Origin of the sequence: Streptomyces dangxiongensis, from assembly GCF_003675325.1 — a bacterium.
Taxonomy (GTDB): domain Bacteria; phylum Actinomycetota; class Actinomycetes; order Streptomycetales; family Streptomycetaceae; genus Streptomyces; species Streptomyces dangxiongensis.
The window spans coordinates 6,466,332-6,479,135 of record NZ_CP033073.1 but is presented as its reverse complement, the minus strand read 5'-3'; the positions used below and the strand labels follow the sequence as shown (position 1 = coordinate 6,479,135).

The 12,804-nt window shown below is 71.5% G+C and carries 10 protein-coding genes and 1 pseudogene; 3 read left to right on the top strand and 8 right to left on the bottom strand.

Translation table 11 applies throughout. From position 1 onward, the window contains the following. Window positions 1–11: 11 nt before the first annotated feature. From pdxT to pgsA, 6 genes and pseudogenes are all read right to left on the bottom strand, one after another. Window positions 12–617, bottom strand: a complete 606-nt coding sequence (pdxT, locus tag D9753_RS29335) for a pyridoxal 5'-phosphate synthase glutaminase subunit PdxT (protein WP_121789738.1) — start codon at window positions 615–617, stop codon at window positions 12–14. Between the two features lie 13 nt (window positions 618–630). Beyond that, entirely contained in the window at window positions 631–1,536 is a 906-nt protein-coding gene (gene pdxS / locus D9753_RS29330) for a pyridoxal 5'-phosphate synthase lyase subunit PdxS (RefSeq protein WP_121789737.1), read from the bottom strand. 128 nt (window positions 1,537–1,664) lie between these two features. Next, window positions 1,665–2,207 carry a hypothetical protein gene (locus tag D9753_RS29325; protein ID WP_121789736.1) on the bottom strand — a complete coding sequence of 181 codons (543 nt, stop codon included), beginning with the start codon at window positions 2,205–2,207 and terminating at the stop codon, window positions 1,665–1,667. Between the two features lie 87 nt (window positions 2,208–2,294). Then, window positions 2,295–3,455 (bottom strand): annotated as a pseudogene (locus tag D9753_RS29320) (glycosyltransferase family 4 protein); the annotation flags it as partial. Beyond that, window positions 3,452–4,360, bottom strand: coding sequence for a phosphatidylinositol mannoside acyltransferase (locus D9753_RS29315; protein WP_121789735.1), 909 nt, complete (start codon window positions 4,358–4,360; stop codon window positions 3,452–3,454). The pseudogene D9753_RS29320 and the gene D9753_RS29315, both read right to left, overlap by 4 nt. After that, window positions 4,357–5,022, bottom strand: a complete 666-nt coding sequence (gene pgsA, locus D9753_RS29310) for a phosphatidylinositol phosphate synthase (RefSeq protein WP_121789734.1) — start codon at window positions 5,020–5,022, stop codon at window positions 4,357–4,359. Before pgsA ends, D9753_RS29315 begins: the two co-directional genes overlap by 4 nt. A gap of 306 nt (window positions 5,023–5,328) precedes the next feature. On the opposite strand from pgsA, the gene D9753_RS29305 reads away from it, so the two are divergent. Together D9753_RS29305 and D9753_RS29300 are read left to right on the top strand one after the other, a co-directional pair. Beyond that, window positions 5,329–7,530, top strand: a complete 2,202-nt coding sequence (locus D9753_RS29305) for an elongation factor G-like protein EF-G2 (protein WP_121789733.1) — start codon at window positions 5,329–5,331, stop codon at window positions 7,528–7,530. 221 nt (window positions 7,531–7,751) lie between these two features. Next, window positions 7,752–9,398 (top strand): hypothetical protein, encoded by a 1,647-nt coding sequence (locus D9753_RS29300; RefSeq protein ID WP_121791349.1) that lies wholly within the window; start codon window positions 7,752–7,754, stop codon window positions 9,396–9,398. 30 nt (window positions 9,399–9,428) lie between these two features. Here D9753_RS29300 and D9753_RS29295 read toward each other — a convergent pair whose 3' ends face one another. Further along, a complete protein-coding gene (locus tag D9753_RS29295) occupies window positions 9,429–9,989 on the bottom strand; it encodes an HIT family protein (protein WP_121789732.1) in 561 nt (186 codons plus the stop codon). A 67-nt stretch (window positions 9,990–10,056) separates the two neighbouring features. Between D9753_RS29295 and D9753_RS29290 the strand changes: the two genes are divergently transcribed. Further along, complete coding sequence (locus tag D9753_RS29290) at window positions 10,057–10,716, top strand: potassium channel family protein (protein ID WP_121789731.1); 660 nt, start codon at window positions 10,057–10,059, stop codon at window positions 10,714–10,716. A 35-nt stretch (window positions 10,717–10,751) separates the two neighbouring features. Here D9753_RS29290 and thrS read toward each other — a convergent pair whose 3' ends face one another. After that, window positions 10,752–12,728, bottom strand: coding sequence for a threonine--tRNA ligase (thrS, locus tag D9753_RS29285; RefSeq protein WP_121789730.1), 1,977 nt, complete (start codon window positions 12,726–12,728; stop codon window positions 10,752–10,754). Between the last annotated feature and the right edge of the window lie 76 nt (window positions 12,729–12,804).

Sequence of the window (12,804 nt, the reverse complement as noted above, 5' to 3'; positions counted from 1 at the left end):
CGGCAGAGATCCTACAAGGACTCCGGTGTCCGGTCGGCGCGCACCATGTCGACGAACAGCGAGTGCACACGGTGGTCGCCGGTCAGCTCCGGGTGGAAGGAAGTGGCGAGCACGTTGCCCTGGCGCACCGCGACGATGTGGCCCTCGTGCTCGGCGAGCACCTCGGCACCGGCGCCCACGGACTCCACCCAGGGAGCGCGGATGAACACGCCCTCCACAGGATCGCCCGTGACGCCCCGCACGTCGACCGCGGCCTCGAACGACTCGTTCTGCCGCCCGAAGGCGTTGCGGCGCACGATCATGTCGATGCCGCCGATGGTCTCCTGGCCCGAGCGCGGGTCGAGGATCTTGTCGGCGAGCAGGATCATGCCTGCGCAGGTGCCGTAGACGGGCAGGCCGGCGCGCACGCGCGCGCGGAGCGGCTCCATCACTCCGAAGAGGACGGCCAGCTTGGAGATGGTGGTGGACTCGCCGCCGGGCAGGACGAGGCCGTCGACCTCGGCGAGTTCCTCGGGGCGCCGCACCGGCCTGGCCACGGCGTCCGCCGCGGCCAGGGCGATGAGGTGCTCCCGTACGTCGCCCTGGAGGGCCAGGACGCCTATGACGGGGGTGTTCATGTGTTCCGGTGCCTTACCAGCCGCGGTTCGCGTAGCGCTCGGCCTCGGGGAGGGTGTCGCAGTTGATGCCGACCATGGCCTCGCCGAGGTTGCGGGACGCGTCCGCGATGATCTTCGGGTCGTCGTAGAAGGTGGTGGCCTTCACGATGGCGGCGGCGCGCTTGGCCGGGTCGCCCGACTTGAAGATGCCGGAGCCGACGAACACGCCCTCGGCACCGAGCTGGCGCATCAGGGCCGCGTCGGCCGGGGTGGCGACACCGCCGGCGGAGAAGAGGACCACGGGGAGCTTGCCCAGCTCGGCGACCTCCTTGACCAGCTCGTACGGGGCGCGCAGTTCCTTGGCCGCCGCGTACAGCTCGTGGTTGTCGTAGCCGCGCAGCCTGGCGATCTCGTTCTTGATCTGGCGCAGGTGGCGGACGGCCTCGACGACGTTGCCGGTGCCGGCCTCGCCCTTGGAGCGGATCATCGCGGCGCCCTCGGCGATGCGACGCAGGGCCTCGCCCAGGTTGGTCGCACCGCACACGAAGGGGGTCGTGAAGGACCACTTGTCGGAGTGGTTGACCTCGTCGGCCGGGGTCAGCACCTCGGATTCGTCGATGTAGTCGACGCCGAGGGACTGGAGCACCTGGGCCTCGACGAAGTGGCCGATGCGGGACTTGGCCATGACCGGGATCGAGACGGCGTCGATGATGCCCTCGATCATGTCCGGGTCGGACATGCGGGCCACGCCGCCGTCCTTGCGGATGTCCGCGGGGACCCGCTCCAGGGCCATGACGGCGACGGCGCCCGCGTCCTCGGCGATCTTCGCCTGCTCCGGCGTGACGACGTCCATGATCACGCCGCCCTTGAGCTGCTCGGCCATGCCGCGCTTCACGCGGGCGGTGCCGGTCTCGGGAGCCTGGTTGTCGATGGTGGACACGGGCGACCTCACTGGTGGGAAAAGAAGGCTTCTGCATCGCTGAGGAAACGCGAGCGGACCAGTCCAAAGCAAGGGCCAATGGAAAGCCGGTGGATCGTTTTGGGCCCACCGGGGCCGTCGGCGGGCGGTCAGGAGACCCGTTCCACCAGGGCCGCGGGCGGCTCGTCGTCCATCTCGACGGCCAGCGGGAACGGGGCGTGGCCGGCCAGCCGGAACCAGCGCACCTTGCGGTGTTCCCGCAGTCTGCGCGCGGCCCCCACGCCGTCGTTGTGGAAGCGGCGGGCCATCGGCACCCGGCGGACGGCCTCGGCCAGCTCGCGGGCGGCCTCCTCACCGCCCGGCGCCTCCCGTACGGCCTCCACCTGCGCCGGTTCGGCGAAGACCGCGCGCAGTGCCTGGCTCAGTTCGCTCTCGGCGACCTCCCGCTGCTCCTCCTCGGCCTGCCGGGCGGCGTGCGCGGCCTCGTACAGCACGATCGAGGCCGCCGGGTCCAGGACGCCCGAGGTGGCCAGTTCCTGCGCCACGGAGGCCCGCCGCAGCAACTGGGCGTCGAGGGCGGCCCGGGCGGCGTCCATCCGCACGTGCAGCCGGTCGAGCCGGCCGGCCGTCCAGCTCAGGTACACGCCGACGGCGACGAGCGCGAGAAGGATCCAGATGAGGGTTACGGTCACGGCCGAAGGCTATCGGCTGCTCGGAACGCCCCCGTCTCGGTCCCGGAGTCCCGGAGCCGTCGGTTGCTCGCGGGTGCTGCCGCTCCCGTCCCGGGTCAGGCCGAAGCGGGCCCGCAGGCCCGTCGTCCGCTCGTCCGCGGCGACCGCCGCCGCGCCGGCCGTCACCGTCTCGTAGACGGACAGGATGTCCGCGCCGACCGTGGACCAGTCGAACCGCCGCACGTGGGCGCTGCCGCGCTCGCGCAAGCGCGCCCGGCGCGCCGGGTCCGCCAGCAGCCGTACGGCCGCCTCCGCCAGCGCGGTCGCGTTCTCGTTGGCGAAGACCTCGCCGGCCCCGCCCTGGTCGAGGACCTGTACGAAGGCGTCCAGGTCGGAGGCGAGGACGGGGGCACCCGCGGACAACGCCTCGACGAGGACGATGCCGAAGCTCTCGCCGCCGGTGTTGGGCGCGACGTACAGGTCGACGCTGCGCAGGAGACGCGCCTTGTCCTCGTCGCTGATCATGCCGAGGAACTCCACGCGCGAGCGCAGCTCCTTGGGCAGGTTCTGGACGGCCGCCTCCTCGTCGCCCCGGCCAGCCACCAGCAATCGCGTCCCCGGCCGGGCGGCCACGATGTCCGGCAGGGCCTTCATCAGCACGGGCAGGCCCTTGCGGGGCTCGTCGATGCGGCCGATGAAGCCGATGGTGTCGCCCTGCCACCGCGGGTCGGGGTCGGCCTTGGCGAAGAAGTCCACGTCGACGCCGTTGGGGATGACCACCGCGTCCCCGCCCAGGTGCTCGACCAGGGTGCGGCGGGCGTACTCGCTCACCGCGATGCGCGCGCTGATCTTCTCCAGGGCGGCCTGGAGGATCGCGTAGGCGGCGATCATCGCGCGCGAGCGCGGGTTGGAGGTGTGGAAGGTGGCCACGATCGGGCCGGACGCCGCCCAGCAGGTCAGCAGGCCGAGCGAGGGCGAGGTCGGCTCGTGGATGTGGACCACGTCGAACTTGCCGTCGTGCAGCCAGCGCCGCACCCGCGCGGCCGACAGGAACCCGAAGTTCAGCCGGGCGACCGAGCCGTTGTAGGGCACCGGGACGGCGCGGCCGGCCGAGACGACGTAGGGCGGCAGCGGGGTGTCGTCGTCGGCCGGGGCGAGGACGGACACCTCGTGGCCGAGGCGGAGGAAGTACTCGGCGAGGTCGCGGATGTGGAACTGGACGCCACCGGGCACGTCCCAGGAGTACGGGCAGACGATCCCGATTCTCACGCGGGTCCCTTCGTGGGGTCGAGGTCGGCGAGCCACAGGCGCTGGAGCATGTGCCAGTCCTCGGGGTGGTCGGCGATCCCGCCGGCGAAGGCGTCGGCCAGTGCCTGGGTCATGACGGCCGTCCTCTCGGTCCGCGTGCCGGAGGCGGGGACCTCGACGGGCGGGTGCACCCGGCCCCGCATGACGGGCGAGTCGTCGTACCAGAGGGTGGCGGGCAGCAGCAGCGCGCCCGTCTGCTGGGCGAGGAGGGCGGGGCCGGCGGGCATGCGGGCCCTCTCGCCGAAGAAGTCGACCTCGACGCCGGAGGCGGACAGGTCGCGGTCGGCGACCAGGCAGACCAGGCCGCCGTCGCGCAGCCTGCGGGCCAGGGTGCCGAAGGCGGAGCCGCCGCTGTGCGGCAGGACCTCCATGCCGAGGCCCTCGCGGTAGGCGACGAAGCGGTCGTAGAGCGTCTCCGGCTTCAGACGTTCGGCGACCGTGGTGAACGGCGTCTCCAGGGCGGTGGTGACCCAGGCGCCCGCCAGGTCCCAGTTGGCCAGGTGCGGCAGCGCGAGGACCACGCCCCGGCCGGCGGCCAGCCCGTCGGTCAGGTGGTGCAGGTCCTTGGGGTCGAAGCCCGAGCTGATCCGCTCGGCGCTCCAGGCCGGCAGCCGGAAGGACTCCATCCAGTACCGCAGGTAGGAACGCATGCCCGCGCGGGACAGTTCGGCGAGCCGCTCGGGGCTCGCGCCGGGCACCACGCGCGCGTAGTTGGACTCCAGACGCTGTACGCCCTTGCCGCGCCGTTTCCAGGCGAGGTCGGCGATGGTCCGGCCCAGGCGCGCCGCGGCGGGCTCGGGGAGCTTCTTGACCGTGCTCCAGCCGGCGCCGTACAGCGCGTCGGTGAGCCGGTCGGCGCCGGTCACTGCGCCGCCTCGCCGGCGGTCGGCCGAGCCTCCGCCTCCGCCTCGGCGGACTCGCGGCGCACGGTGACGACCCGCTGGACCAGCGTGACGAGGCTGCCGACGGCGACGATCCACAGGGCGACCGGCAGCAGCCACCGGACGCCCGGCACGCCGAACTCGTGCAGACCGGCGAAGCCGGCCGCGACCAGCGAGATCACCAGCCGCTCGGCGCGCTCGACGAGCCCGTTGACGGCGACCGGCAGCCCGATCGACTCGCCGCGCGCCTTGGTGTACGACACGACCTGCCCGCTGGCCAGGCAGAAGATCGACACCGCGCACAGCACGTCGTCGTTGCCGTGGCCCGCGTACCAGAGCGCGAACCCGCCGAAGATCGCGCCGTCGGCGACCCGGTCCAGGGTGGAGTCGAGGAAGGCGCCCCAGCGGCTGGAACGGCCGAGCTGGCGGGCCATGTTGCCGTCGACCAGGTCGGAGAAGACGAACAGGGTGATCACGACCGTGCCCCAGAAGAACTCGCCCCGGGGGTAGAAGACCAGCGCACCCGCGACCACCCCGGCCGTGCCGAGGAGTGTGACCGTGTCGGGGCTCACGCCCCGGCGGATGAGAAACGCGGCGAACGGTGTGAGGACACGCGTGAAAAATGCACGCGCGTACTTGTTCAGCATGGCCTTCCCGACGGTCGGTGTCGCCGCGGCCCCTGGTGGCCACCGGCTGGCCCATCGTAGCCACGCACGCGCGTGCGTGGCGGGCGGGCACCCGCAGCCGCGCCGGGAAGCGGGGCGCACCACCGTGCGCGGGGCGTTCGTGACGCGTTCGATGTCCCGTACGCACCCTTCGTGGCCCTTCGTATGGACGCGGCGTGACGGGAGTGGAAAGCTCGAATGACCGCGGGCGTCGCCGGAACCGCCCCAGCACGCGGATGCGGCATGTCCGCGCCCACAGTGACCTCACCGTGCACGGGAGGCAGGATCATGGGCGACAAGGCACAGACACACCACCCCGGGGCCGCCGGCAGGGCTCTCGCGGCCGACCGGCCCGCGTCCGTACGGAACGTGGTGCTGGTCGGCCACTCGGGCTCGGGCAAGACGACTCTGGTGGAGGCCCTCGCGCTGACCGCGGGGGCGGTGAACCGGGCGGGCCGCGTGGAGGACGGCGGCACCGTCTCCGACTACGACGACATCGAGCACCGCCAGCAGCGCTCGGTCCAGCTCTCCCTGGTGCCGGTCGCCTGGGACGGCATCAAGATCAACTTGCTGGACACCCCCGGATACGCCGACTTCGTCGGGGAGCTGCGGGCCGGTCTGCGCGCCGCGGACGCGGCCCTCTTCGTCGTCTCGGCCTCGGACGGCGTCGACGGCACGACCCGGATGGTGTGGGAGGAGTGCGCGGCCGTCGGCATGCCCCGCGCGATCGTGGTCACGCACCTGGAGGCCGCGCGCGCGGACTTCGAGGAGATGACCCGGATCTGCGCGCAGGCCTTCGGCGGCGACGATCCCGACGCCGTACTGCCGTTGTACCTGCCGCTGCGCGGCCCCGAGAGCCCCGACGGGCACACCTCCGTCACCGGGCTGGTCGGACTGCTGTCGAAGAAGCTGTTCGACTACGCGTCCGGGGAGCGCAAGGAGTCCGAGCCCGGCGAGGACCAACTGCCGGACCTCGAAGAGGCCCGCGACCGGCTCATCGAGGGGATCATCTCGGAGAGCGAGGACGAGACCCTCATGGACCGCTATCTGGGCGGCGAGCAGGTCGACATCAAGACACTGATCGAGGACCTGGAGCGGGCCGTCGCCCGCGGCAGCTTCTTCCCCGTCCTGGCCGCCGCCCCCGCCGCCGAGGGCGCCCGGCAGGGACTCGGCACGGTCGAGCTGCTCCAGTTGATCACCGGCGGCTTCCCGACCCCGTTCGAACACCCCCTGCCCGGCGTGACCACCGTCGACGGCGAGCCGCGCGAGCTGAAGCCGTGCGACACGGACGGGCCGCTGGTCGCCGAGGTCGTCAAGACCTCCTCCGACCCCTATGTCGGCCGGATCTCACTGGTCCGCGTCTTCTCCGGCACGCTGCGTCCCGACCAGCCGGTGCACGTCTCCGGGCACGGCCTCGCCGACCGCGGCCACGAGGACCACGACGTCGAGGAGAAGACCGGCGCCCTGTCCATGCCCTTCGGCCGGCAGCAGCGCCCGGTGACCCACGCCGTCGCCGGCGACCTGGTGTGCGTGGCCAGGCTCGGCCGCGCCGAGACCGGCGACACGCTCTCCGCCAAGGACGACCCGCTGCTGATGGAACCCTGGCAGATGCCGGACCCGCTGCTGCCGCTCGCCATCCAGGCGCACAGCAAGGCCGACGAGGACAAGCTCTCCCAGGGGCTGGCCCGGCTGGTCGCCGAGGACCCGACCATGCGGCTGGAGCACGACCAGGACACCCACCAGGTGGTGCTGTGGTGCCTGGGCGAGGCCCACGCCGACGTCGCCCTGGAACGGCTGCGCAGCCGCTACGGCGTCCAGGTCGACGTCGTACCGCACCGGGTGTCCCTGCGGGAGACGTTCGCGGACCGGGCCACCGCGCGCGGCCGGCACGTCAAGCAGTCCGGCGGACACGGCCAGTACGCGATCTGCGAGATCGAGGTGGAGCCGCTGCCGGGCGGCTCGGGCATCGAGTTCGTGGACAAGGTCGTCGGCGGCGCGGTGCCCCGGCAGTTCGTCCCGTCCGTCGAGAAGGGCGTGCGGGCGCAGGCCGCCAAGGGGGTCGCCGCCGGTTATCCGCTCGTCGACGTGCGGGTCACTCTGGTGGACGGCAAGGCCCACTCGGTGGACTCCTCCGACGCCGCCTTCCAGACGGCGGGCGCGCTCGCCCTGCGGGAGGCCGCGGCCGACGCGCGGATCCATCTGCTGGAGCCGGTCGCCGAGGTCACCGTGCTGGTCGGCGACGACTACGTGGGCGCCGTGATGAGCGACCTGTCCGGCCGGCGCGGCCGGCTGCTGGGGACCGAACAGGTCGGCTCGGGCCGGACCCTGATCCGCGCGGAGGTACCGGAGTTCGAGATCGGCCGGTACGCGGTCGACCTGCGTTCGCTCTCCCACGGCACGGCCCGCTTCGACCGGAGCTACGCCCGGCACGAGCCGATGCCGGCGCAGATCGCCGAACGGATCCGCGAACAGGCGGGTGACGACGGGTAGTCGGGCGGGCGGGGAGGTTCTGGCGCCGGTGTGCGGGCGGGCGGCTTCGGCCGTCCGCCCCCGGGCTGTCGGTGCCGGCGGATACGCTGATCACCGGAGCGCGTCGTGCCGCGGCCGTCCGGCTTTCGCCGGGCGACGGCACGCCGAGCGGTCCAACAGGTGTGCCGGGCAGGGAAGTCGGGAAGGCCGCAGAAGCGACACCGGCGGCGATGGGGGCGGGAATGTCGTTTGGAACGGAGTGGGACGGGCCCCAGGTGCCCGTCTCGGGCGACGAGGGGCAGGCTGCGACCTCCGCGCTGGCGTCCGCGGCGTACCGGGACAGCCCGGTCGAGGAGATCAAGAAGGCCGACAACGAGTGGCACCAGTCGGCCGTGAAGGCCGGCAGGATGAAGATGTTCCGGCCGAATCTCGGTGAGGCGTTCTCGCGTGCCGTCATCGACCGGATGCTCGCCCCCGGCCGCAAGCCGCTCATCCAGTCCTTCGGCTCCGAGCCCCAGTTCGTCGTGGAACACGCCCTGGCCGCCAACAACATCCGCAGGGAACGCGACAACCGCCTCACCGTGGTCACCGTCGTGTGCGGCCTGCTCTTCCTGCCGGGAATGCTCTGCTGGCTGCTCGTCTTCCAGCTTCGCGGTCTCGTCGCCCGCAGTGACGACCGGCGGGCCGGGGCGCTGGGCACCGTGCTGCTGCTGGGCGTCGGCATTCTCGCCGCGCTGTTCCTGGTCAAGATGCCGTTCTCCGGCTTCTGGGCGTGGTACGCCCGCGCGTCCGTCGTCGTGCCCGTGCTCGGCTGGTTCTGGGCCAAGCGGATCTGCGAGCGCACCGCCCAGGACCTGCGGGGCCGCTGGGACGGGCTGCTGTCGGGCAGCAGCGTCGGCGCCAAGGTCCCGGAGGCCGTGCCCCGCGCCCCCGGCCAGACCGCCGCCGAGGACCTGCGGCAGTCCCTGGCCCGGCTCCGGGCGGAACAGCGGTCCAACTCCGTCTTCTACGCCGGCCCCAAGGGCATACTCGGCATGGGCACCCGCTGGGGCGCCTGGCAGCTCGCCGAGGACCTCGTGGCCGCCGATTCCACCCGGGAGATCCACCCCTTCCGGAGCTGGGACGTGATACGCGCGATCCACGACCAGCTCGCCCTCCTGGAGCGCGGCCCGTTGAACACCGGCGGCTTCCCGAAGCCGTCGATACGGCACTGGATCGTCACCCCGATCGGCGAGAAGGCCACGGCCGTCTCCCGCCCCGAGGGCACCGACGTCGAGGCCTTCCAGATCAAACCGCACGCCATACAGGAGATCTGCAACAAACAGCAGTTCGGCAGCGGTGACCGGCACTATCTGGGCGTGCAGTGGACGCTGTGGGACGGACAGCTCGTCATCACGATGCTGATCACCGTCACGGTGCTGCACGAGACCCTGCGCATCGAGGTCACGGGGCATGCGCTGGGACCGGTGAACTCGCTCTTCACCACGAAACCGGAGGCGCCGGCCAAGGAGGTCACCAAGTCCTTCAAGCCCTGGGAGACCCGTACGGTCAAGCTGCCCCTGGTCGGCACCGACGAGGTCGTACGTCTGGCGGTGCGCGCCCCGCTGACGTGGTATCCGCCGCTGCTCAACTGGCTCGGCGGCTCCCTCGGCCTGCCCGAGCCGTTCGGCCTGCGGCACGCCTGGGCCGATCAGCCCTGGCGCCACCGCTTCATGGCCGACGACGCCCTGCGCGCGGCGACACCGGTGCTGCGGGTGGTGCACTCCGCCGCGCTCAAGGTCCTGCGGGAGAACGGCGTGGACACCGAGAAATTCGGTGCCCGCTCGGCGTTCCTCAGCGGCAACGTCCAGGACCCGACGCCCCGGAAGGCCGACCTCTACGACGCGTAGGCCCGCGCCGGACCGGCCGTGGCCGTCCGGTCAGCCGGCCGGCCACGCCTGCGCCAGCATCCCGCGGGTGTCGGCCAGCAACTGCGGCAGCACCCTCGTGTGGCCCACGACGGGCATGAAGTTGGTGTCGCCGCCCCAGCGCGGGACGATGTGCTGGTGCAGATGGGCCGCGATACCGGCACCCGCCACCGCGCCCTGGTTCATGCCGATGTTGAACCCGTGCGCGCCGGACGCCGTGCGCAGAGCCGCCATGGCCTGCTTGGTCAGCTCCGCCAGCTCGACGGTCTCCGCCGGGGTCAGGTCGGTGTAGTCGGCCACATGCCGGTACGGCACCGTCATCAGGTGACCGCCGGTGTAGGGGTACAGGTTGAGGACGGCGTACACGTGCTCTCCGCGCCGGACGACGAGCCCGTCCTCGTCCGACTTCGCCGGGATGGAGCAGAAGGGACAGCCGTCGTCGGCCCCCGGACCGCTCGGCTTGTTCTCGCCCTGGATATAGGCCATCCGGTGGGGCGTCCACAGGCGCTGGAACGCGTCCTGCGTCCCCACTCCGATCTGCTGTTCCGGCTCGCTCGTCATGCTAGGCAGCATATGGCTTCGCCCGATCCCGGCGTGTCGCCGGGTGACCCCGGCAGCGGTCTGCGGCCAAGCTTGGCCGGTGGACGACGACAGCGCCCTGGCCCGCTGGGAGCAGCACACCGAGATTCCCCTGTTCCTGGCGTCGCTGGTCTTCATGGCCGCCTATGCCACCCGGGTCCTGGCCGTGAGCCTGTCCTGGGGCTGGCGGGACCTGTGCGGGTTCGCGATGCTCGCCCTCTGGGTGCTGTTCGCCGTCGACTACGTGGTGCGCTGGCGGCTGGGCGGGCAGCGCTTCTGGCGCTTCGCCACCACGCACTTCCTGCACACCGCCGTGGTGCTGCTGCCGTTGCTGCGCCCGCTGCGGATCGTCCCGCTGTACGACGTCATCCAGCGTCGGCAGGGAGATCCACGGCTCTCCCTGTACGCGCGCGTGATCGCCTACGCGAGTCTGTCCACGCTGCTGCTCGGCCTCTCCGGTGCCCTCGCGGTCTACCAGCAGGAACGCGGGGCGCCCGGCAGCAGCATGCGCACCTTCGGGGACGCCGTGTGGTGGGCCGCCTCGACCCTCAGCACGGTCGGCTACGGCGACGTCACCCCGGTGACCCCGCTCGGCCGGGTGATCGCGACCGGGATGATGGCCTGCGGGCTGGGTCTGCTCGGCGCGGTGACGGGTTCGTTCTCGTCCTGGCTGATGCAGACGTTCTCCCGGGAGAGCGACGAACGGCCCCCGGGGAGGTGAAGGTGATCCCCGGGGGCCGTTCGGGCGGGTGGGGGTCAGACCTGGGTCCGCTCCTCCACGACCTTCACGATCTTGGCGATGGCCTCGTCGAACGGGATGCCGTTCTCCTGCGAGCCGTCCCGGTAGCGGAAGGACACGGTGCCGGCGTTCATGTCCTCGTCGCCGACGATGACCATGAACGGGACCTTCTGCTTCTGGGCCGTCCTGATCTTCTTCTGCATACGGTCGGAGGAGGAGTCCACCTCGACCCGCAGGCCCTTCTTCCTGGCCGCGGCGGCGAACTTCCCCAGGTACTCGATGTGCGCGTCGCCGACCGGGATGCCGATCGCCTGGACGGGGGCCAGCCAGGCCGGGAAGGCGCCCGCGTAGTGCTCCAGGAGCACCGCGAAGAACCGCTCGATACTGCCGAACAGGGCCCGGTGGATCATGACCGGACGCTGCTTGGAGCCGTCCGGGCCGGTGTACTCCAGGTTGAACCGCTCGGGCAGGTTGAAGTCGAGCTGGATGGTCGACATCTGCCAGGTGCGGCCGATCGCGTCCTTGGCCTGGACGGAGATCTTCGGGCCGTAGAAGGCGGCGCCGCCCGGGTCGGGCACGAGGGGCAGGCCCTGCTTCTCGGCGACCTGGCGCAGGGTTTCGGTCGCCTCCTCCCAGGCCTCGTCGGAACCGACGAACTTCTCCGGGTCCTTGGTGGACAGCTCCAGGTAGAAATCGGTCAGGCCGTAGTCGCGCAGCAGGTTCAGCACGAAGGTGAGCGTGCTGTCCAGTTCCCCGGACATCTGCTCACGGGTGCAGTAGATGTGCGCGTCGTCCTGGGTGAAGCCGCGGGCCCGGGTGAGGCCGTGCACGACACCGGACTTCTCGTACCGGTACACGGTCCCGAACTCGAAGAGGCGCAGGGGCAGTTCACGGTACGACCGGCCGCGCGCGTCGAAGATCAGGTTGTGCATCGGGCAGTTCATGGGCTTGAGGTAGTAGTCCACGCCCTCGTCGAGCTGCATGGGCGGGTACATGCCGTCGGCGTACCAGTCCAGGTGGCCCGAGGTCTCGAAGAGCTTCCCCTTCGTCGCGTGCGGGGTGTAGACGAACTCGTAGCCCTCCTCCTCGTGGCGGCGGCGCGAGTAGTCCTCCATGACCCGGCGGATGATGCCGCCCCTGGGGTGGAAGACGGCGAGGCCGGAGCCGATCTGCTCGGGGATGGAGAAGAGGTCCAGCTCGCTGCCGAGCTTGCGGTGGTCGCGCTTCTCGGCCTCGGCGAGGAACTCCAGGTGCGCCTTCAGCTCGTCCTTGGACGGCCAGGCGGTGCCGTAGATGCGCTGGAGCATCGGGTTCTTCTCGCTGCCGCGCCAGTAGGCGGCGGCGTTGCGCATCAGCTTGAACGCCGGGATCAGCCGGGTCGAGGGCAGGTGCGGACCGCGGCAGAGGTCCTTCCAGCACAGCTCGCCGGTCTTGGCGTCCAGGTTGTCGTAGATCGTCAGCTCGCCGGCGCCGACCTCGACGTCCGCGCCGTCGTCGTGCGACGCCGAGCCCTTGAGGCCGATCAGCTCCAGCTTGTACGGCTCGGAGGCCAGCTCCGCGCGGGCCGCCTCGTCGGTGACGACACGGCGGGCGAACTTCTGCCCGCGCTTCTGGATCTCCTGCATCTTCTTCTCGACGGCCTTGAGATCCTCGGGCGTGAAGGGCTTCTCCACGTCGAAGTCGTAGTAGAAGCCGTCCTTCACGGGCGGGCCGATGCCCAGCTTGGCCTCGGGGAACAGCTCCTGCACGGCCTGCGCCATGACGTGCGCGGTGGAGTGGCGCAGGATGTTCAGGCCGTCCTCGGACGAGATCTCGACGCCCTCGACCTCGTCACCGTCGGACAGCTCCCACGCGAGGTCCCTCAGCTCGCCGCCGACGCGCGCGGCGATGACGGAGCGCTCGCCCGCGAAGAGGTCGGCGGCCGTAGTGCCCGTCGTCACCACGCGTTCTTCCCGCTCGGAATCGCGTTGGATGATCACACGGACGTCTGACACCGGTCTCTCCTGACTGAAGGGTGGGTGCGGCGCCGTACGAGGAGCGCGCGCTCAGGCGATCGTACCGACCCGACGG

Excerpts from the sequence above, each read along its gene's own strand:
- D9753_RS29300 (WP_121791349.1), top strand. The coding sequence starts at position 7,752 with ATGTCGTTTGGAACGGAGTGGGACGGGCCCCAGGTGCCCGTCTCGGGC.
- pdxT (WP_121789738.1), bottom strand. The coding sequence starts at position 617 with ATGAACACCCCCGTCATAGGCGTCCTGGCCCTCCAGGGCGACGTACGG.
- D9753_RS29295 (WP_121789732.1), bottom strand. The coding sequence starts at position 9,989 with ATGCTGCCTAGCATGACGAGCGAGCCGGAACAGCAGATCGGAGTGGGG.
- pgsA (WP_121789734.1), bottom strand. The coding sequence starts at position 5,022 with ATGCTGAACAAGTACGCGCGTGCATTTTTCACGCGTGTCCTCACACCG.
- D9753_RS29305 (WP_121789733.1), top strand. The coding sequence starts at position 5,329 with ATGGGCGACAAGGCACAGACACACCACCCCGGGGCCGCCGGCAGGGCT.